General features: G+C 37.7%; 17 protein-coding genes and 3 tRNA genes. 3 read left to right on the top strand and 17 right to left on the bottom strand.

What is annotated here, in order from left to right:
• From ACFINW_RS02940 to ACFINW_RS02930, 3 genes are all read right to left on the bottom strand, one after another.
• A partial coding sequence (locus tag ACFINW_RS02940) for a GTP-binding protein (protein WP_375640331.1) occupies window positions 1–119 on the bottom strand: 119 nt, incomplete at its 3' end.
• A 181-nt stretch (window positions 120–300) separates the two neighbouring features.
• Window positions 301–374: transfer RNA gene (locus ACFINW_RS02935), tRNA-Gly, on the bottom strand.
• A 31-nt stretch (window positions 375–405) separates the two neighbouring features.
• Window positions 406–489: transfer RNA gene (locus ACFINW_RS02930), tRNA-Tyr, on the bottom strand.
• 205 nt (window positions 490–694) lie between these two features.
• Between ACFINW_RS02930 and ACFINW_RS02925 the strand changes: the two genes are divergently transcribed.
• Window positions 695–1525, top strand: coding sequence for a TrmH family RNA methyltransferase (locus ACFINW_RS02925; protein WP_375620776.1), 831 nt, complete (start codon window positions 695–697; stop codon window positions 1523–1525).
• Here the strand turns inward: ACFINW_RS02925 and ACFINW_RS02920 are convergent.
• The 6 genes from ACFINW_RS02920 to ACFINW_RS02895 form a co-directional block, all read right to left on the bottom strand.
• On the bottom strand, window positions 1522–2253 hold the full coding sequence (locus tag ACFINW_RS02920; protein WP_375630205.1) for a rhomboid family intramembrane serine protease: 732 nt from the start codon (window positions 2251–2253) through the stop codon (window positions 1522–1524). The two genes, ACFINW_RS02925 and ACFINW_RS02920, sit on opposite strands and share 4 nt — an antisense overlap.
• A gap of 876 nt (window positions 2254–3129) precedes the next feature.
• On the bottom strand, window positions 3130–3555 hold the full coding sequence (locus ACFINW_RS02915) for a DUF2155 domain-containing protein (RefSeq protein WP_375620815.1): 426 nt from the start codon (window positions 3553–3555) through the stop codon (window positions 3130–3132).
• Window positions 3556–3644: 89 nt separating this feature from the next.
• On the bottom strand, window positions 3645–4043 hold the full coding sequence (locus ACFINW_RS02910; RefSeq protein ID WP_375620774.1) for an NADH:ubiquinone oxidoreductase subunit NDUFA12: 399 nt from the start codon (window positions 4041–4043) through the stop codon (window positions 3645–3647).
• Window positions 4044–4224: 181 nt separating this feature from the next.
• On the bottom strand, window positions 4225–5724 hold the full coding sequence (gene gatB / locus ACFINW_RS02905; RefSeq protein ID WP_375673770.1) for an Asp-tRNA(Asn)/Glu-tRNA(Gln) amidotransferase subunit GatB: 1500 nt from the start codon (window positions 5722–5724) through the stop codon (window positions 4225–4227).
• A 130-nt stretch (window positions 5725–5854) separates the two neighbouring features.
• The gene (tig, locus tag ACFINW_RS02900) at window positions 5855–7282 is read right to left on the bottom strand and encodes a trigger factor (RefSeq protein ID WP_375620772.1); all 1428 of its coding nucleotides are present in this window, start codon (window positions 7280–7282) and stop codon (window positions 5855–5857) included.
• 135 nt (window positions 7283–7417) lie between these two features.
• Window positions 7418–7500: transfer RNA gene (locus tag ACFINW_RS02895), tRNA-Leu, on the bottom strand.
• Between the two features lie 134 nt (window positions 7501–7634).
• Here ACFINW_RS02895 and trmFO point away from each other — a divergent pair.
• Window positions 7635–9047, top strand: a complete 1413-nt coding sequence (trmFO, locus tag ACFINW_RS02890) for a methylenetetrahydrofolate--tRNA-(uracil(54)-C(5))-methyltransferase (FADH(2)-oxidizing) TrmFO (protein ID WP_375645457.1) — start codon at window positions 7635–7637, stop codon at window positions 9045–9047.
• Between the two features lie 1059 nt (window positions 9048–10106).
• Here the strand turns inward: trmFO and ACFINW_RS02885 are convergent.
• The 8 genes from ACFINW_RS02885 to ACFINW_RS02850 form a co-directional block, all read right to left on the bottom strand.
• Window positions 10107–10385, bottom strand: coding sequence for an HU family DNA-binding protein (locus tag ACFINW_RS02885; RefSeq protein ID WP_375611283.1), 279 nt, complete (start codon window positions 10383–10385; stop codon window positions 10107–10109).
• 229 nt (window positions 10386–10614) lie between these two features.
• Window positions 10615–13041 (bottom strand): endopeptidase La, encoded by a 2427-nt coding sequence (gene lon, locus ACFINW_RS02880; protein WP_375640064.1) that lies wholly within the window; start codon window positions 13039–13041, stop codon window positions 10615–10617.
• A gap of 183 nt (window positions 13042–13224) precedes the next feature.
• A complete protein-coding gene (gene clpX / locus ACFINW_RS02875) occupies window positions 13225–14499 on the bottom strand; it encodes an ATP-dependent Clp protease ATP-binding subunit ClpX (protein ID WP_273723371.1) in 1275 nt (424 codons plus the stop codon).
• Window positions 14500–14682: 183 nt separating this feature from the next.
• The gene (gene clpP, locus ACFINW_RS02870) at window positions 14683–15315 is read right to left on the bottom strand and encodes an ATP-dependent Clp endopeptidase proteolytic subunit ClpP (protein WP_375630200.1); all 633 of its coding nucleotides are present in this window, start codon (window positions 15313–15315) and stop codon (window positions 14683–14685) included.
• A 147-nt stretch (window positions 15316–15462) separates the two neighbouring features.
• Entirely contained in the window at window positions 15463–16272 is an 810-nt protein-coding gene (locus ACFINW_RS02865; protein ID WP_375630199.1) for a hypothetical protein, read from the bottom strand.
• A gap of 10 nt (window positions 16273–16282) precedes the next feature.
• Window positions 16283–17659, bottom strand: coding sequence for a Trk system potassium transporter TrkA (gene trkA, locus ACFINW_RS02860; protein WP_375611279.1), 1377 nt, complete (start codon window positions 17657–17659; stop codon window positions 16283–16285).
• A gap of 4 nt (window positions 17660–17663) precedes the next feature.
• Complete coding sequence (locus ACFINW_RS02855) at window positions 17664–19022, bottom strand: sigma-54-dependent transcriptional regulator (protein ID WP_375611278.1); 1359 nt, start codon at window positions 19020–19022, stop codon at window positions 17664–17666.
• A 1-nt stretch (window position 19023) separates the two neighbouring features.
• Entirely contained in the window at window positions 19024–21291 is a 2268-nt protein-coding gene (locus tag ACFINW_RS02850; RefSeq protein WP_375630198.1) for an ATP-binding protein, read from the bottom strand.
• A gap of 172 nt (window positions 21292–21463) precedes the next feature.
• On the opposite strand from ACFINW_RS02850, the gene rirA reads away from it, so the two are divergent.
• Window positions 21464–21907 (top strand): iron-responsive transcriptional regulator RirA, encoded by a 444-nt coding sequence (gene rirA, locus ACFINW_RS02845; RefSeq protein ID WP_375611276.1) that lies wholly within the window; start codon window positions 21464–21466, stop codon window positions 21905–21907.
• Window positions 21908–21927 lie beyond the last annotated feature (20 nt).

The following is a 21927-nucleotide window of genomic DNA, read 5'->3' as shown; positions in this document are numbered from 1 at the left end:
TTAAATTCACCAAAATATTTCGTAATCGCTGCTGTCAACGAGGTCTTCCCATGATCAACGTGACCAATCGTACCAATATTAACATGCGGTTTTGTTCGTTCAAACTTGCTCTTCGCCATTGCTATTAATCTCTTGTTTTATTCCCTATTTTTATTAGCACCTAGGGACAATTCTGCAAAACTTAAGTCTGACCAGACTGTAAACAGCCCAATCACCACAACTCTTAGACGGAAAACCCCACCAAATCTATAAATGGAATATCCTCCATCATACCTATTTGCCCAATCACCAACAACCACTTGGAGCGGGTAGCGGGAATCGAACCCGCATATTCAGCTTGGAAGGCTGCTGCTCTACCATTGAGCTATACCCGCATGACCCACGTACTAACTCTCCTTCGATGAATGGTGGAGGGGGTTGGATTCGAACCAACGTAGCATACGCAACGGATTTACAGTCCGCCCCCTTTAACCACTCGGGCACCCCTCCATTACACCGATAAAGTCGCGCAATGAGACATCACGACAACCATCTTGAATACCCATTCAATTCAATCTGATTGCGAAGTGGTTATGACGATTACTATTGTATCTGTCAACAGAATAAATACAATTCTGTACAAATTTCCTGCTCATAATTTTAAATCATAGATTTTTTCTCTCTATTTTTCTTATTAACACGTTATAAAGAAGCTATGAAAGAAAAAACATCACAAAATTCTCATTATGCTCGTTTGCGTCGCCGATATCGCGATACAAAAGGCTCTCCTTCTCGATCTTTTACACACCCAAAGAAGAAAGCTGCTTCTTTACAGCAAGAGATCATCCATCTTTATGGCATTCATTCTGTTCAGGCTGCTTTAGAAAACCCAAAAAGAATTTTAAAATGTCTTTACGTTACACAAAATGCCTTAAAACGATTAAATATATCCGAATCAGATTATCCTTGCTCTGTTATATTATGCACCCCCAAATATCTTGATTCGCTTGTTGGAAGTGAGGCTGTTCATCAAGGTATTGTTTTGGAAACTCTCCCCCTCAAACCATGCAAACTGTCGGAACTAACCAATACTGATCTGGTCATTGTCATGGATCAAATTACCGATCCACATAATGTTGGCGCTATTATGCGCTCTGCAGTTGCATTGAAAGCTAAAGCACTTATTACAACTTGCCGTCACTCTCCCCACGAAAGCGGTGTTCTTGCGAAAGCGGCATCTGGAGCTCTGGAGATGATTCATTATATTACCGTACGAAACCTTGCTGAAGCTCTTCAAGAACTTCATCAAACAGGTTTTACAAGCTTTGGTCTCGATTCAGAAGGTGACCAACCTCTAGAAACAGCATTAACAGGGAATAAAATTGCTCTTGTTTTAGGAGCAGAAGGTAAAGGTTTACGTAAAAAAACACGCGAAACCGTTTGCGCTTTAACACGCCTTGACATGCCTGGAAATATTAAATCATTAAATGTTTCAAATGCAGCAACAATAGCTCTTTATGTGGCACATCAATATCTTAGATTCTAGTTTTTAATTTTTTGTGAAACATCAAAAAAACCAACCAACAAAAAACCCGCAAAAAACCCGCCAATATGAGCTTCCCATGCTATTGAGATGCCATTTTCTTCAAACAAAATAGAAGAAATACCTATGATCAAATCAGTCGTCAGCCATACACTCATATAAACAAGAACCCCCTTAGAACACAGAGCTTTTTTGACAGATAATAAAGGTCCTAAAAGTTTTTCGTTCTGCGCATTGACAGCTATATTACCACTAGGAAAACCGTAACGTGCAATAGCACCCATCATTCCAGATACGGCACCTGACGCCCCAATAAGTGATATGGTACTTTCTTGATGAAATGTAAAATAAGTTAAAACAGAAATAACTGCCGTTAACACCCAAAAAATTAAAAAACGTAAAACACCAAAATGCCTTGCTAAAGGAGAGCCGAAAACCAAAAGCCAAACCATATTAAGAGCAACATGTTTAAAACTACTATGCATAAATGAATAACTCACCATGGTATAACAAAATGCTACAGGATCCCTCTTAAACAATGCTGGTATAAATGAAAAAAGCTCAAGACTTTCAACATAAACATGATGAGAAAAAAAATACTGAGAAATGCAATAAAGACAAAAACAAAATGCTATCAAAACAACTATAATAAATGGAACATTCAATAAGGGTTCTTTAGGTTGTTTTGGCAATCGGGAAACATCATTATGTTGGTGACTAGAAACTTTCATTGTATAAAATCTCGTATTTTTTAGAAAATGGGTTATTCTTTTATACAAAATAAATATACCATTCCCAGTGATGCAGAATCTTTTCAACGCCTCTTCGAAGCCCCTTTTTAAATTTTCAATAGCTCTATATGAAAACACGTGTATTTTATACAAAAGATTTTAAAAAGCATGGATATCAAGAATATGATTTACAAACTTAGTGGTATCCTACTTACTTAAATGTGAAGTTACCATGCAATATACAAGAACTTACGAATAGACAAACTCACTTATGAGGTGGTGTATAATAAAAATATATAAACATTATTTTCTTACTAGAAATATATTGATTATTGCATTTTTTAACCAAGCTATACTTCGATTGATAAACTTTAAAGAATCTTAAATCTCAATTTTTCCATTAATATGGCCTGCATTGCTTCTATGCTTTGAACGAAAAACGACATCTCTATGAGAAAAATACCAATACAGTGTTCTCTAGATATAATAATTAGTGTTTCATGATGAATTACTTACTTGATAATCTGTTTCCCTCATACATGCAAAAGCGTCAGTTCACCTCTTTAACAAATATAAACAAGCCTTTCATTTCAACCTTTAACAGATATAATTCAAGAACTGTCTCTTATGAAACACTGAAAAAATATGTTGATTCTAATGATGCATCTTTGAATTTAAACAGTTCATGACGGAATTTTTTATTCCTTTTTTAGACAGTCGTATTGACACATCCGACACTTGTAACGCGCAAGAGAATAATTTGGATTATTCAATATAAAAAAAATTAAATGAGGTAATCATAGGAATTTGCTATTAAGTTGTAAAATGATAAAGGACCATTATAAATCAATGTATTATAAATAGATAACACACTAATTATTGAAGAGAACGATCTTGAGAATTCTGCTTGCAATCCTTTAACCACACATCATAAATAGGATGCTCAACAGCGTTCAAACCAGGACTATCTGCAAACATCCATCCTGTAAAAATACGCCGTATTTTTTTATCTAATGTTACTTCATTGACTTCAACAAAACCAGTTGTACGCGTGGGTTCATCTTTAGAGCTCGTATAACACGCACGTGGTGTTACCTGTAATGCGCCGTACTGATAAATTTTACCAAGAGTAACTTCAAAACGTGTGGTCCGTCCCGTGATTTTGTCAAGACCTGCAAAAACAGCAATTCCATTGCTAATACGCTCAGCCCGCACCCCATTATTTAAGGATAAAAACACTAAAATTTCCATAAAAAAAATATAAAAAAAATGCCTCGCCCCTAACAATAAAAAAAATCTCATCATATCAAAATCAATCGCACCTTAAAAAATAATTCTTTTCATAACATAGAGTCAAATAAGACAAAAATACACACGCACATTAAAACATGTTATTTTTTAGGTGACCACGCATCATAATCTTCATGCACACAAGAACGCTCTCCATTGGAGGTGATAGCTCCCTTTGGTCGATAGCCCTCACTTGTTCCTGTCATATTTGCAACATGAGGCTTTTCCCATTCATAAGGATGATAATCCTCTTGTGTTGGTGGACACTCACAGCGATGATGAATCCAGCCATGCCAACCTGGTGGAATAGTAGAGGCCTCAGAATAGTCTTTATAGATAACCCAACGGTGCGGATAACCATCCTTATGAAGTCCTCCTTCATAATATATATTTCCAAATTGATCTTCCCCTATCCGCTTACCTTTGCGCCATGTGAAAAAACGCGTACCAATGGTATTGCCATTCCACCATGTGAAGATTTGCTTAAAAAAACGAACCATCTGCTATTCCATTCATTTAGTGCGCTCATGAAATTAATCGTTGGAATAAAATTATTAACGATTGAAATTATCGAAAAAGTTACTAGTAAATTCAACTACAATTCCAATTGATAGGTTAACGTGCTATCCTTTAATTTCAAGAAGATATCATATGTATGGCTTCTTCTCCACCCCATAAAATTTAATCTATGCCAAGTTTCATCTTAACCAATTCATTAACAGCTTGGGGATTTGCCTTACCACCTGTTACTTTCATTACCTGTCCAACAAACCAACCAGCTAAAGCAGGTTTGTGCTTTGCTTGCGCAACTTTATCAGAATTATTGGCAACGATCTCATCAACAGCTCTTTCAATAGCCTTTGTATCCGTTACCTGCTTCATATTTCGTTCTTCTACAATTTGGCGTGCATCTCCCCCCTCATTCCAAATAATCTCAAAAAGATCTTTGGCAATTTTTCCAGAAATAACTCCTTCTTTTATAAGATCAATAATGCTTCCCAATTGATTTGGCGATACTGGTGACTCTTCAATCTCACGATTATCTTTATTTAAAGCCCCTAAAAGGTCGTTAATCACCCAATTGGCAACTATTTTTCCATCACGCCCACGTGCTACTTCTTCAAAATAATCAGCAATAGCCTTTTCTGTCACAAGAATGGAAGCATCATACACTGTCAATCCCATTTCCTTAACAAAACGTGCTTTTATAGCGTCAGGCAATTCTGGTAAGTCCGCTGCCAAAGCATCCACAAATGCTTGATCAAATTCTAATGGTAAAAGATCAGGATCAGGAAAATAACGATAGTCATGCGCTTCTTCCTTTGAGCGCATAGAGCGCGTTTCACCTTTAGCGGCATCAAAAAGCCGAGTCTCTTGATCTATGACGCCTCCATCTTCTAAAATTGCGATCTGACGACGCGCTTCATATTCAATTGCTTGACCAATAAAGCGAATAGAATTAACGTTTTTAATTTCACAGCGCGTTCCAAAACCTTCACTAGGACGACGAACAGATACATTGACATCTGCACGCATAGAACCTTCATCCATATTGCCATCGCAAGTGCCCAAATAACGAACAATCGTACGCAATTTTGTCATATAGGCTTTAGCTTCATCTGATGAGCGCATATCAGGCTTGGAAACAATTTCCATAAGAGCAACACCAGAACGATTAAGATCTACAAAAGACATTGTTGGATGTTGATCGTGCATCGATTTTCCAGCATCCTGTTCAAGGTGCAATCTCTCAATTCCCACTTCAATATCCTCAAATTGGCCATTCGAATCTGGACCAACAGATATAATAATCTTTCCCTCTCCTACAATGGGATAGCGAAATTGAGAAATCTGATACCCCTGCGGTAAATCTGGATAAAAATAGTTTTTGCGATCAAAAACAGATTTTAAATTAATATGCGCCTTTAATCCTAACCCCGTTCGAACCGCTTGACGAACACATTCTTGATTAAGAACAGGCAACATACCTGGCATGGCTGCATCAATAAGTGATACATGATTGTTCGGCTCTGCACCAAATTTGGTTGATGCTCCTGAAAAAAGTTTCGAATTTGATATGATTTGCGCATGAACTTCCATGCCAATGATGACTTCCCAATCACCTGTAACTCCAGAAATAAAACGCTTAGAATCAGGAGTACGCGTATCAATGATGCTCATTGCCAATCCACTACCAATATTTTAAAATTCACTCATGGCTTATCTAAAACCATTCTCTCAGTGCAATCCTAGGATATAAATCTTACAACACAAGCCCGATTTTATCGGGCTTGTGTTGTTTGCATAAATATTAAGCTTTTTTAGGAGCCTTTTTCTTAGCGGGTTTTTTCTCTGTAGACGTTTCTTTCACTGCAGACTTTTTCTTTGCCGGCTTTTCTTCAGGGACATCTAATTCGTCATATTCTTTCATCAACTCTTCAACCGTCACTTCTTTATCTGTGACTTTTATCTGTGCTAATAAATGATCAATGACCTTTTCTTCAAAAATCGGAGCACGTAGATTTTCAACAGCTTCCGGAGTCTTACGGAAAAAATCCATAATCTCTTTCTCTTGTCCTGGATATTGGCGAACCTGATCAAAAACTGCTGCTTTTAGCTCATCCTCACTAACTTTAACACCAACCTTCATTCCAATTTCAGAAAGCACCAAACCAAGACGAACACGACGCTGCGCAAGGACACGATATTCCTCACGTGCCTTTTCTTCTGTAATACCTTCATCTTCAAAACTGCGCCCAGCCTTTTTCAAATCATCATTAACCTGAGCCCATATATTGTTAAACTCAACCTCTAAAAGTTCTTCAGGAATCTCAAAATTATAATCAGCATCTAAAGCATCAAGAATTTGACGCTTAACTTTTTGACGTGTCACTGAACCATATTGGCTTTCAATCTGCCCACGAACGACCTCACGTAAGCGATCTAGAGACTCTAAACCAACTTTTTGCGCTGCTTCATCATCAATTTTTAATTCATCTGGTTTAAAGACAGCTTTGACAGTAATGTCAAACTCTGCTTCCCGTCCCGCCAAATGTGCCGCACTGTAATTATCAGGAAATTTAACAAAAATCGTTTTTACATCCCCAGCTTTCACACCAACCAATTGCTCTTCAAAACCAGGAATAAATTGTTTTGACCCAAGAATCAGTTGTGCATCACTATCTGCCCCACCTTCAAATGGAACGCCTTCAAGCTTACCTTGATAATCTATGGTAATGCGATCACCTTCTTCAGAATTCCCCTCTTTTAGAGAATAATTACGCGTAGAAGAAAGGACGCGATTGACTTGATCATCAATATCCTGTTCAGGAATAATTGCAATTTCACGGATAACCGTAATATGTTCAAAATCTTTAATGTCAATTTTTGGTAAAACTTCATACTTTAAACTAAAAGTAAAATCAGCTTTGCCATCTAGAATTTTTTCATCTTCATCTATATCAATTTTTGGCTGCATCGCTGCACGTTCATTGCGGTCCGCTAAAATAGAACGGGGTGCATCACTGAGTATCTCATTGAGAATCTCCGCCATAAAGGATTTACCATACATTTTTCGCAAATGCCCACTAGGCACTTTCCCGGGACGAAAACCATTAAGCTTGATTTTTCCCTTGGTATCATCCAATCGTTCATTCAACTTTTCTTCTAAATCTTTCGCTGGAACCACGATCTTAATTTCGCGCTTCAGTCCTTCATTAAGCGTCTCGGTAACCTGCATTAAACACCTTCATTTTTCTAAGGAGAGGGATCAACCCACTCTAATAATCATTACATTCTAACACTTCGAGTGTTACATTTACCATGAAGCGGAATTTCAGACACGTAGAAATCCGTAGCACTTAAGGGATTGCTTTGGTGCGGATGGAGGGACTCGAACCCCCACGGTCTCCCGCCAGAACCTAAATCTGGTGCGTCTACCAATTTCGCCACATCCGCTCAAACTTACAAGCTAATAACCTTATACAAGCGGCGTTTCTATACCATTAATTACAGAAAAAAAGCAAACAAATATATTAAAAAAAACAAAATCTATGCTTTTCATACATAACTGCTTACGCTAAAAGTCAATTATGTTAAAGACATTTGATATCCCAATTCATATCATCGGTGGCGGTCTTGCGGGGTGTGAAGCAAGCTGGCAAATCGCTCAGTCAGGAATTTCTGTTGTTTTGCATGAAATGCGACCCGAAAAAAAATCAGATGCCCATAAAACCGATAAATTGGCAGAACTGGTTTGTTCAAATTCGTTTCGTTGCGATGATTCATTAACAAATGCCGTAGGGCTTTTACATGCTGAAATGCGATTAGCAAAATCGTTAATTATGAAAGCTGCTGATACCAACAAAGTTCCCGCAGGTAGTGCTCTTGCTGTTGACCGTGATGGATTTTCAAAAACCGTTACGACAGCACTTGAAAACCACCCTCTTATAACAATCAAACGTGAAGAAGTTCAAGAAATTCCTAAAGCTTGGAAACATGTTGTCATTGCAACAGGCCCCCTTACATCGCCTGCACTTGCTCAAAAATTACAAGCAATAACCGGTATAAAAGCTCTTTCTTTTTTTGATGCAATTGCACCTATTATCCATACCGACAGTATTGATATCAACATTTGTTGGTATCAGTCTCGCTATGATAAAATTGGTCCTGAGGGAACAGGAAAAGACTATCTTAATTGTCCCCTCAACAAAGAACAATATGAAACATTCGTTGAAGCGTTAAAAAATGCTGAAAAAACAGAGTTTCGTGACTTTGAAAAAACGCCCTATTTTGATGGATGCCTCCCCATTGAAATTATGGCTGAGCGCGGACTTGAAACGTTAAGACATGGTCCTATGAAACCTATGGGCTTAACTAATGCCCATAACCCTACAGTTAAACCCTATGCTGTCGTTCAATTACGCCAAGATAATAAACTTGGAACGCTTTATAATATGGTCGGCTTTCAGACAAAATTGAAATATGGTGAACAAATTCGCATTTTTAGAATGATTCCCGGTCTTGAAAAAGCAGAGTTTGCGCGTCTTGGTGGTCTTCACCGCAATACCTACCTCAACTCGCCAATTATTCTTGATCAAACCCTTCGTTTAAAACAAAAAAAACAACTACGCTTTGCAGGGCAAATTACCGGATGTGAAGGTTATGTAGAATCAGCGGCAATAGGGCTTCTTGCTGGACGTTTTGCTGCTGCCGAATATCATCATATTTCCCCTTGCCTACCCCCACAAACTACAGCATTCGGAGCCCTTTTGAATCATATTACAGGGGGACACATCATAGATGAAAAAGCAGAAACACAATCTTTTCAGCCAATGAATATCAATTTCGGACTCTTTCCACCTATTGCTTCTATTAAACATTCAGGAAAACGCTTACCAAGTAAAGAAAAAAAATTAGTAAAAAAACAAGCCATAACAGCGAGAGCTCTCAATGATTGTACTCAGTGGTTAGCAAATAAAGAATCAAAGAGCTCCTGTTTATAAAAAACACACGATTCGCCTCTCTCCTACTGAATAGATCTTTATAACTCTCGTGAAAAAATCATTCTAAAGCCTTTTAAAGACTGTCTCCCCCAATCAATAAATACTACCCTACGTTTCATCATTTATTCAATTATGTAGATGCTGTAAAATAACTTTTGGCTATAAAAAAACTTTACCACTATCAATAATTTAATATGATTTAATGACTAAAAACAAAATAATTATATAAATATATTATGAATAATCAAAATAAATAAATGGAAATACACAAGTAATACTGTACTATCTTTATTAATAGTTTTTATATTACGTAATGTATATTATTTTATAAGAGTAATTTTTCTGTTTTTTAACTTCCTCCCTCAAAATTTGTGATGTTCTCTTATTTTAACTCTTGTATGATGAAGGAAAAATACTCGCTTGCATATCACAAGTGAAATAAAGATATGGAAAAAATATTTGTAGGATAGAGCTGGAGCTATCTCTCCCCTCTCAAATGCCAAGAAAAATCCCAATATTAAAAACCAAATCTGAATATCAAAAGATTTTTTTATTTCAGGATCTTATAATAAATCAATAAAATTATCCTCTTGGTGCGTCACAAGAAAGGTTGGCGTATAAGAGTAAAAGAATAAAACTATCCCTTATGCACTCGTCTCAGATATCTGGGGCTAGTCGCAACATTATAGGAACTGAGAAAATAGATAGCACGGTGGCACCAACATGCACTTTTATTAAGCGTAAATGGTGATATATAATAACTTTTATGGACTTTACAGAGTTTTCCGCCTCATGTTATTTACGGATCTTGTTTTGAAATAAATACCGTAACACTTCAGCGTAATAAAAGTTAATAATTACATTTTATAAGCCATACCCGCGCTCAATTAAAACAGTGCAATATTTCATTGAAAATGACTAAAAACAATATATTTCCAGCAATACATGAAAATAAAAATATCGCAAGGATCTCAAAGTTTTATGTGAAAAACAAGCATAACACATGTGTTAAAAAAAACCCGCTTATAAATAAATCGGGTTTTTTTAATGTAGCTTAAATTATTTTTTATTAACTGCTTCTTTAAGGCTTTTTCCTGCAGAAAATTTGGGTACAGAACGTGCTGGAATATCGATTTCAGCACCAGTTGAAGGATTACGCCCCTTTGTTGCAGCACGATGAGAAACTTCAAAAGTGCCAAAACCTGGAAGACGAACATCCCCCCCTGAAGCCAAAGCTTCTGTTACAGAAGCCATAAAAGCATCAACAACAGCACCAGCTTGCGCTTTCGAAACACCTGCCTTTTCAGCAACGGAGCTAACGAATTCACTTTTATTCATAAAATATTTCCTTTCCCTATATTACCTGAACATGACTTAATCATGTTATTGGTCAGTTTATTGAAAAGTACAGCAAACAGAAGTCTTATTTTTATCCAAAACATTGTTTTTTTAGCAATAATCACAGTTATTCACGGAATTTTTCACTTTTTCCAACAAAAAACAGAATAATAACCTCAACAACACCTTCTACCACCTAAAAAATGCCGTTATAAATGAGATAAGTGAATCAGTGCGCAATCTGTATTCCTTCACTATCACTGCTCTCTGACCGGATTGGCACAGCCCCTGCAGAGGGCTCTTTCCATTCAATAGTATCTGGAAAACGAACCAAAGCGTGTTTCAAAACTTCACTCACATGATTTACCGGAATAATTTCCATATTATTTTTGACATCATCAGGAATATCAACCAAATCTTTTGCATTTTCTTCAGGAATAAGTACTTTTTTTATCCCTCCTCGAAGAGCTGCTAAGAGTTTTTCTTTTAATCCACCAATGGGTAAAACGCGTCCACGTAAAGTAATTTCACCAGTCATTGCAATATCTTTATGCACAGCTACTCCTGTAAGGACCGAAACAATTGCTGTCACCATTGCAATCCCAGCCGATGGGCCATCTTTTGGTGTCGCACCCTCTGGAACATGAACATGGATATCGCGTTTTTCAAAAAGTGGAGGTTCAATACCAAAATCAACAGCACGAGAACGTACATAAGATGCTGCCGCTGAAATGGACTCTTTCATAATATCACGTAAATTTCCAGTTACAGTCATCTTCCCTTTGCCGGGCATCATAACTCCTTCAATGGTCAATAACTCTCCACCGACTTCTGTCCACGCAAGACCTGTTACAACACCAACTTGATTTTCTCCTTCAATCTGATTGTAATGATAACGTTTAACACCCAAGAAATCATGAATATTACTTTCTGTAACTTTTACAGATTTTTGATGTGTTTTGAGAATTTTTGTAACGGATTTGCGGGAAATTTTCATGAGTTCACGTTCAAGGTTACGAACGCCTGCCTCACGTGTATAAAACTGAATAATTGACCTTAGTGCTCCATCAGAAATACTGAGTTCTTTTTTAGACAAACAGTGATCTTTTAGTGCCTTTGGTAAAAGATGCTGTTTAACAATTTCCATTTTCTCACATTCAGTATAACCAGCGATACGAATAATTTCCATACGATCCATTAACGGACCTGGAATATTAAGCGTATTGGCAGTTGTGATAAACATGACATCAGAAAGATCATATTCAACTTCCAAATAGTGATCAATGAATGTACCATTTTGTTCAGGATCAAGAACTTCTAATAAAGCGGATGAAGGATCGCCACGAAAATCTTGGCCCATTTTATCAATTTCATCAAGCAAGAAAAGCGGATTAGATTTTTTTGCTTTTTTCATAGACTGGATAATTTTTCCAGGCATCGAGCCAATATATGTTCGGCGATGTCCACGAATTTCTGCTTCATCTCGGACACCTCCCAATGAGATACGAACATACTCACGTCCCGTTGCCTTTGCAATAGAGCGCGCTAATGATGTTTTCCCTACACCTGGAGGACCTAACAAACAAATAATGGGACCTTTTATCTTTGACGCGCGACTTTGTACGGCCAAATATTCAATAATTCGCTCCTTAACTTTTTCAAGACCAAAATGTTCATTATTCATGACCTTTTCAGCAAAATCTAAATTGTTTTTAATCTTAGATTTTTTACCCCAAGGCATTGCTAATAACCAATCAAGATAGTTACGTACAACTGTCGCTTCTGCAGACATCGGAGACATATTCCGTAATTTCCTCAATTCTGCTCCAGCTTTTTCCTGCGCTTCCTTGGATAGTTTTGTATTCTTGATACGCTCTTCTAATTCAGAGAGTTCATCTCGGCTATCATCACCTGCTCCTAACTCTTTTTGAATAGCCTTCATCTGCTCATTGAGATAATATTCTCGTTGGTTTTTTTCCATTTGCCTTTTAACATGCGAACGAATACGTTTTTCAACCTGCAAAACAGAAATTTCTCCTTCCATGAAGGACAAAACACGTTCAAGACGGGCCCGCACAGGTAAGAGCTCTAATATTTCCTGTTTTTCTGCAAGTTTAATCATCAAATGAGAAGCAATCGTATCGGCAAGCTTAGAAGGATTATCAAGCTGGCCAATCGCATTCACAACTTCAGGAGAGATTTTTTTATTAAGCTTTACATAGTTTTCAAAATAAGTAATCACTGACCTTGAAAGAGCTTCAATCTCAACATCACTCTCTCTAGGTTCTTCTGTAACAGTTGCAAAAGCCTGATGATAACCTTCACTTAAAGCAAATTGACTAATTTTTGCACGTGCAGTTCCTTCAACCAAAACCTTTACAGTACCATCAGGAAGCTTTAAAAGTTGAAGAATATTAGCAAATGTACCAATATGATAAATATCCTCTGATTTTGGATCGTCATCAGAAGCATTTTTTTGTGTCACCAATAGTATTTGCTTATCAACCGCCATCGTTTCTTCAAGAGCACGAATTGATTTTTCGCGGCCCACAAAAAGTGGAACAATCATATGGGGGAAGACAACAATATCACGAAGAGGTAAAACAGCATAAACCCCATCTCTTACTTCATCTATCTTTTCATCAATATATTGCATAACTCTCCTTTCTGGAGCCTATGAGCTATCTACAACAATCAGCCCACCTTTAGAAAACCTCAGCTCTTCACTGTACATGAAGTGGTAATTACTCATAGATAAATCAAGCATTATAATGATATTATTAGAAACACCCATCAAATACCATTCATTACCACCTTTTATATTGTGCATAGCACAATGTCATGCTGATACATTTTCTTTATCTTCTGCACGTTCTGAGTAAATATAAAGAGGACGCGCTTTCCCATCAACGACATCACTCGAAATAACCACTTTTTGAACGCCTTCAAGAGCCGGTAGCTCAAACATCGTCTCAAGAAGGATCTTCTCCATAATTGAACGTAAACCACGAGCACCAGTTTTACGTTCAATTGCTTTCTTTGCAATAACACGTAAAGCATCTTCATGAAATGCTAACTCGACATTCTCCATTTCAAAAAGACGCTGATATTGCTTTACTAACGCATTTTTAGGTTGTGATAAAATTTGCATGAGGGCGTTAACATCTAAATCCTCTAAGGTAGCGACTATAGGAAGGCGTCCAATAAATTCTGGTATTAAACCAAATTTTATAAGATCTTCAGGCTCTAAATCACGAAAAATTTCACCGACACAACGCTCATCAGGAGCCTTAACGGTTGCAGAAAAACCAATAGAAGTTTTTTCACCACGCCCTGAAATAATCCGTTCTAAACCTGCAAAAGCTCCCCCACAAATGAATAAGATGTTTGTGGTGTCAACCTGAAGAAACTCTTGTTGCGGATGCTTACGTCCACCTTGAGGAGGAACAGAAGCAATCGTTCCTTCCATAATTTTTAATAACGCTTGCTGAACTCCTTCCCCCGAAACATCTCTTGTAATAGAAGGATTATCTGCTTTACGAGAAATCTTATCAACCTCATCGATATAAACAATACCACGCTGTGCACGTTCAACATTATAATCTGCTGCTTGAAGGAGCTTAAGAATAATATTTTCAACATCTTCCCCCACATAACCTGCTTCAGTCAAAGTGGTCGCATCCGCCATCGTAAAAGGCACATCAATAATACGTGCTAATGTTTGTGCAAGATAAGTTTTACCACAACCCGTTGGACCAACAAGAAGAATATTTGATTTAGCCAACTCAATATCATTGCTTTTAGACTGATGCGCCAACCGTTTATAATGATTATGAACAGCAACAGAAAGAACACGCTTTGCATGCTGCTGACCAATAACATAGTCATCAAGAACTGTTATAATTTCCTGTGGCGTAGGAACACCATCACGCACCTTAACCCCAGAAGACTTATTTTCTTCCCGAATAATATCCATGCAAAGCTCTACACATTCATCACAGATAAATACAGTAGGCCCCGCAATGAGCTTACGCACCTCATGCTGACTCTTGCCGCAGAACGAGCAATAGAGAGTATTTTTTGATTCGTTCCCGCTATTGCTAATTTTGCTCATTTTTCTTTCCTTTCACCACAATATATGAACACTTTGCCTTTTCAAAGGAAGCTTTTCATCATGAAAACTAAAAGACATATAGAAAACCATGCATGTCTCAATACTTTTAGGTGTTTCTCTTATTTTGCGATATTTTTTATAAAACTCTTTGATTTAAAGTAGCTATTTTTTCTATAAAAACTCTTAATCTTTTTCTTCTTTTTCAGTTTCTGCACGGTATTGTATAACATCATCAACTAAGCCAAACGCTTTGGCTTCTTCTGCTGTCATAAAATGATCGCGATCGAGAGTTCTCTCTATAATCTCATAATCTTGACTCGTATGTTGAACATAAATTTCATTTAAACGCCGTTTCATCTTTATAATATCTTGCGCATGTCGCTCAATATCTGAAGCTTGACCTTGAAAACCACCAGATGGTTGATGCACCATAATACGTGCGTTTGGCAATGTAAAACGATGACCTTTTGCTCCAGCCGTTAATAATAAAGACCCCATAGATGCCGCTTGCCCCATGCAAAGCGTAGAAACAGGAGGGCGAATAAACTGCATAGTATCATAAATAGCCATACCAGATGTTACAACACCACCTGGAGAATTAATATAAAGACTAATTTCTTTTTTAGGATTTTCCGCTTCCAAAAAAAGCAATTGTGCACAAACAAGCATTGCCATACCATCTTCAACAGGTCCATTAATAAAAATAATCCGTTCCTTTAAAAGACGGGAAAAAATATCATAGGCCCGTTCACCACGATTTGTTTGTTCAATAACCATAGGAACAAGGCTTAATGCTGTTTTCATTGGATCACTCATATTTTTACTTTCCGTTCATATAACAACCGCTCTTTACACATTCAATGTTTTTGTCCATATGTTAACATTACTCTCTTGTGCAAGCTACAATCAAGAGATTGTATAAGATAGATTAAAATCTCAATAGTTAAAATAGCAATAATAACTCTACCTAAACAAATGATGAACATCCGGAATGCGAGATACCGCCCAATGGTAAAAACTTCCTTCCTGAGGTCTTTTCGTAGTCTTTGTCTTTCTGTGAATATGAAAACCTATCAAGCGTGAATCTGTAAGCGGCTTTACGCCAAAAGCTGGTTCAAAAATACGTTCAGTTTTTCGCCCAGTCCAATAATAAAAAGTTTCCTTTTCCTTTGCTTCATGAAAAAAACCATATCGTTTTGCTAATCGTGAAATACCATCATTGCCAAATATTGTAACGCCAAGATTTCCCGGTAAAATCGGCATTTTTTTCCTCTTTAACCAGAACGGTCTCCAAACACGACGCTTAAACCCAAGCCAATGAGGAATAATTTCTGCACCTGCCCAATAATCCTCAAATATTTTTATAATAGGGTTATTGGGCGGAAAATAAAGTGCAGAAACGCCTACTCTTGTATTATTTTCTCTTGCCAACCAAACCTTATCCGCATCTGGATGAAATTGTTTAACAAGGTAAACATCTGTATCTAACCAAACACCTTGTTGATATTTCATCAGCATAACACGAAAAAAATCCGAGAACTGAACAATTGTACACCCTAGTTTATCATCAGAAAAATCGGGATCAAGGCGATAAATTGCTGAGCGTGGTAAAATTGATTCGGCTTCATACAGCTCAACACCAGCAGGGAGATTATCTATTTTTTTATCATAACTAAAAAGCTTAACGCGCTGTCCAGTTTTAACCATTGAAGACAAACAAAGCCTATCTACCAATCTTAATTGTCCACTATACCAAAAAGTACAAATATCCATAGATAATACATCAAAAATATTCTAAACTTACGCGAAAGAGTTGTTCAACATCACGAACCCTATCAGCAAGAGCAAAAATCACTATTCTATCACCAGACAAAATACGCGTATCTGCCGAAAGCTGTATTATTGTCTTATTGCGATAAATTGCACCAATTCTCAAACCATCTGATAAATTGAGCTCTGATAATGACTTACCAACCAGTGAAGATGTTTGCATCACTTCAGCTTCAATAATTTCTGCTCGGCCATTAAAAACTGAATGAACAGAACGAATACGCCCACGGCGCATTTGTTGCAAAATTCTCGATATTGTAACACTATGGGGATTAAGATATGCATCCACACCAACAGCACGACTAAATTCTTGATAGGCAACATTATTAATCAATACCATATTGGCTTTGCAGCCCAATCTTTTAGCAATAATAGCGCTTAAGAGATTAACCTGATCTTGATTGGTCAATGTAATCATTAAATCGGACTGATCAATTCCCGCATCTTGAAGAATCACTGGATCTAACACGTTACCGTATAAAACTGTTGTTTTTTCAAGCTGATCAGCAATTGTGAGGGCTCTTTCTCTATGCGCTTCTATAATCTTCAATTTTAATTTATGAAAACGCTTTTCAATAGCCTGTGCAACATAAAGGCCAATGTGACCACCCCCTGCAATAATCATGCGGTGGGCATCTTGTTCTTTATGACCAAAAAGCCCAACAGCACGACGCATCTGTTCACGAGAAACAACAAGATAGGTTATATCACCAACGCGTAATTGCGTTTCTGAATGTGCAACCAATAATTCCGCGCCACGTTTAATAGCAGTAACCGTCGTATGAAGATCTGGAAAAAGCTCTGTTAATTGACGCAAAGGTGTATTAATAACGGGACAATCTTCCATGCATTCCAAAGCTAGTGCCACAATATCATCATTACAAAAATAAAGAACATCTATTGCACCAGGTAAAGCAATACGGCGCAAAACCATTTCCCCAACTTCAACTTCTGGCGAAATAACCACATCAATGGGAATATTCTCTCTGGAAAAAAGCGTCTTATAACGTGGTTCTAAATAAGATTGTGAGCGAATACGAGCAATTTTTGTGGGCACATTAAATAATGAATGTGCTACTTGGCAAGCTACCATATTAACTTCATCAAACAAAGTGACAGCAATCAACATATCAGCTTTGTCTGCATCTGCAGCCAAAAGAACTTCAGGCCGTGAACCGTGACCAACAAAACCTCTCACATCCAATGTATCGCGAATCTTTTCAATTAATCTCGTTTCAATATCAATAACAGTAACATCGTGATTTTCAGCAGCAAGACGCTCTGCTATCCCATAACCAACCTGTCCTGCTCCACAAATAATAATACGCATCGCTTTAAGAAACTCCAAGCGCTTTAAGTTTACGGTGCAAAGCTGAACGCTCCATGCCTATAAATTCAGCAGTACGTGATATATTTCCACCCAAACGCCCAATCTGCGCCACTAAATATCTCTTTTCAAATAATTCTCGAGCTTCACGTAACGGCAAATCCATTATACTTTCATCTGAATCCATTTGAAGACGTGGCAAAGAATCACTTACTTCACTGGGAAGAAAGTCCGCTGTTATAGGACCATCACCATCCCGCACAAGAATAAGAAGACGCTCAATATTATTACGTAATTGCCGCACATTACCCGGCCAAGCGTGCGTTTGCAAAATAGCAATCACATCATCACTGATTGCACGCGGTTTAATCCCAACCTGCTGTGATATTGTTTTTACAAAATGATGTACAAGTTCTGGAATATCTTCACGACGCGCTGAAAGGGGCGGAACAACAATAGGAACAACGGAAAGACGGTGAAAAAGATCCTCCCTAAAGCGCCCATCAGAAATGAGGTTTTCAAGATTTTGCGCTGTCGAAGAAATGATACGGACATCCACCTTAACACGTTTTGTGCCGCCAATTCTCTCAAATGTTTGCCCCGTTAAAACCCGAAGAATCTTCCCTTGAGTCTCACGCGGCATGTCAGCAATTTCATCAAGATATAAGATACCGCCATGAGCTTCCTCTAAGGCACCAATTTTACGCTCTCTTCCCTCCATTTCGCTGCCAAACAGCTCTATTTCCATTCTTTCCGGAGTAATCGTTGCAGCATTTATTGTAACAAATGGCCCATTCGAACGCGTTGAGAGCGCATGAATAGCTCGTGCAACAGTCTCTTTTCCTGCCCCTGAAGGACCTGTTATCATGATGCGACTATTGGTTGGTGCTACTTTTTCTATGATTTGACGCAAATTTTTTATAACTGTCGATTTTCCGAGCAACTCTAATGTCTCGTTCGAACGCTTTCGCAATTCTAAAAGCTCACGTTTTAAATTTGAATTTTCAAGTGTTCTCTCTGCAACCAATACAAGTCTATCAGCTTTAAAAGGTTTTTCAATGAAATCATATGCCCCTCGCTTTATAGCGGAAACAGCCGTCTCAATATTACCATGACCAGAGATCATAACAACCGGAAGAGCCGGATATTGTGTTTTAATTTCATCAAGCAGTGCTAAACCATCGAGACGACTACCCTGTAGCCAAATATCCAAAAAAATGAGCTTTGGAATACGCTCACTAATTTGAGCCAATGCTTCATCAGAGTTACAAGCAACACGCGTTTCATAACCTTCATCATCTAAAATACCAGCAACAAGCTCACGAATATCTGCTTCATCATCAACAATCAAGATATCTGATACCATACTATTCCCCTATCTTATGATTTATGGCTTGTATAATATTACCCTGCTTACCCCCATCCGCTGGAAATATCAAACGGATCATCGCACCACGACCTTCATAAAAACTCTCCGGTGCATCATGAAGCTCCATGAAACCACCGTGATCTTCAATAACTTTGCGCACAATAGCTAACCCCAGCCCTGTTCCTTTTTCCCGCGTTGTTATATAGGGTTCTAATAACTTTTGTCTTTGCTCTTTAGGAAGTCCTTTCCCGTTATCAACAACATCCACAACCACCCATTCTCCCTGACGATAAGAACGGATAAGAATATGACCGTGAATATTTTCCTCTCGCATAACTGAATCTATGGATTCGCTCGCGTTTTTGATAACATTGCAAAAAGCCTGTACAATGAGACGGTTATCAAATGCACCCATAAGTGGTAGAGTTCCTAAATCTTGCTCAAAATGAATATCATGTCGCGTCACCTCTATCAAGAAACATGCTTCGCGCAACAATTCTCGTATATCTAAAATATGCATTTTGGGTTTGGGCATACGTGCAAAAGAGGAAAACTCATCAACCATACGCCCAATATCTCCAACCTGCCGAATAATTGTGTCAATACACCGCTCAAAGACCTCTCTATCTTGTGTAATAGCTTTGTTATAACGTTTACGAATGCGTTCAGCGGATAACTGAATAGGTGTAAGAGGATTTTTAATTTCGTGTGCAATACGCCGCGCAATATCCGCCCACGCCGCTGTACGTTGCGCTGCAACAAGGTCTGTAATATCATCAATTGTTAGAACCCAAGATTGCCCTTGTCCATCATCCTCCTCCATCGTAACTTGGACATTACAGACACGCTCTTTTCCTGCAACGTTTAAAGTGACCTGCTCACGATGGTTTTTACGATCCAATGAACGCACAAACTGAAAAACCTGCCAAATTTCAGCGCTTAAAGATAAAAGACTTTTTCCAACAACGCGCTCTGAGCGAATATCAAACATCGCTTCAATAGACCGATTGATAATGGTGATATCACCATTATCATCTATACCTGCTACTCCCGCTGTTACACCCGATAACACAGCTTCAGAAAAACGCCGTCTTTCATCAATTTGATCACGCACTGCAATCAATTCATTACGCCGACTTTTCAATTCACTGACCATGTAATTAAAAGTTTTGGATAATTGCCCAATATCTCCATCTTTTGCTCGTACTGGCACGAAAATTTCCATATTTCCAGAAGCAACATCATCGGCAGCACTAATGAGAAGACGAATAGGACGTACTAAGCGATCAGCAACAGCAATAGCAGCCCAAATGGCTGATAAGAATAAACTAAAAAAAAGACACAAATAAAGCATACCAAATGCAATCTGTGTCAGCAGGCGATTCTCATTTAAATCACGATAACGATCTGTATTAACTTCCGTCAAACGCAAAGCAGATAAAACACCTTTATCAACGTCACGCACCAAATATAAAAATGTGTTTGGAATATTGGTAAATTTTAAAATAATACCAAAATAATCATGGACGCCTGGTTGAAAAGAAAAAGGTCTCGCACTGGTTGCACGTTCAATAAGATGAGAAGGAGGAATTGGCAGTTTATCTTCATCACCAAGAGCACTCGATACAAAAATAGCTCCACTAGAACTTAACAAAAATGCACCACGCAAATTGCGTCCTAGAGCATGACGCGTCAATTGCATCCTATATTCAGCTGGATTACGTTCTAAGAGTTTTTTGTTATCAAGTGCAAATGCCATCGCGTAGGATAAATTTTTTAAATTTTGGAGCATTTCATCTGCATAAGCATTTGCTAAATCAATAGAAGAGCCCACAATTTGCCGCGTTGTTGTATCAAACCATCGATCAAGTCCCAAATTTAGTGCTGGACCCGATACAAGAGCTACAGCAACAGCTGGCATTGTCGCAACAAGTGCAAACAATGAAATAAGGCGCACATGAAGACGCGATCCTGCACGCCTTGAACGCCAAGCACGAATGATCGGTATCATCTCATAAAAAACGATGACAATAAGCCCTAAAACCCAAAAACTATTAATTCCTATAAGAATAAGGGTTACTGTTCTACTGGGAACAACAGGAGTTAATCCAATAAGAATAATAAATGAAACAGAGGCCGTAAGTAAAGCCAATACAATAATTGTAATCCCTAAAAAAATATATACCTTACTTAAACGATACAACTCATCGTTATAAGTATTTTTATCTATGTCTTGAAGATTCGTCACAGATGTTATATTCGTCATGAGCTTACATACCCTTATCCCATTATTCTCATATAACCTTTTGTAGCAAAAATTGACAATACTAATACTACATTTAAAATAGGCAAATATAGTCAACGAGAAAAAACTTCTACATTTTGCAAAATATCTTTAAAATAGACTGTGTTCGACGATACTTTACGAAGGAAATGAGATGCGATTAACAAAACAAACAAATTATGCTCTTCGAATGCTCATGTATTGTGCAGATAATCAGGGAACTCTCAGTCGTGTTCCAGAAATCGCTAAAGCATATGCCGTTTCAGAGCTTTTTTTATTTAAAATCCTTCAGCTGCTTGTTCAAGCAGGTTTTATACAAACAGTGCGTGGACGCAATGGTGGAGTTAGATTGGCTAAACCCGCAGCAGAGATTTCAGTCGCTGATGTTGTGAAAGTAACAGAAGACAACTTTTCCCTCGCAGAATGTTTCGATACTGCAGAACCAACTTGCCCCTTGTTTGATTTTTGTGGTTTAAATACCGCACTTCAAAAAGCATTAAATGCTTTTTTTGAGGTGTTATCCGTGATATCCCTTGCTGATCTACAACAACCATCCTTTCAAAATCATTTTAAAATTAATGACAAAAAAGCAAACTAAGATTATAATACAAGGAGATT

It is taken from the genome of Bartonella sp. AA18HLJMS, from assembly GCF_042197245.1.
Classification (GTDB): Bacteria; Pseudomonadota; Alphaproteobacteria; order Rhizobiales; family Rhizobiaceae; genus Bartonella.
Note: the sequence above shows the minus strand (reverse complement) of the source record. Positions and strands in the feature narration are given on the sequence as shown.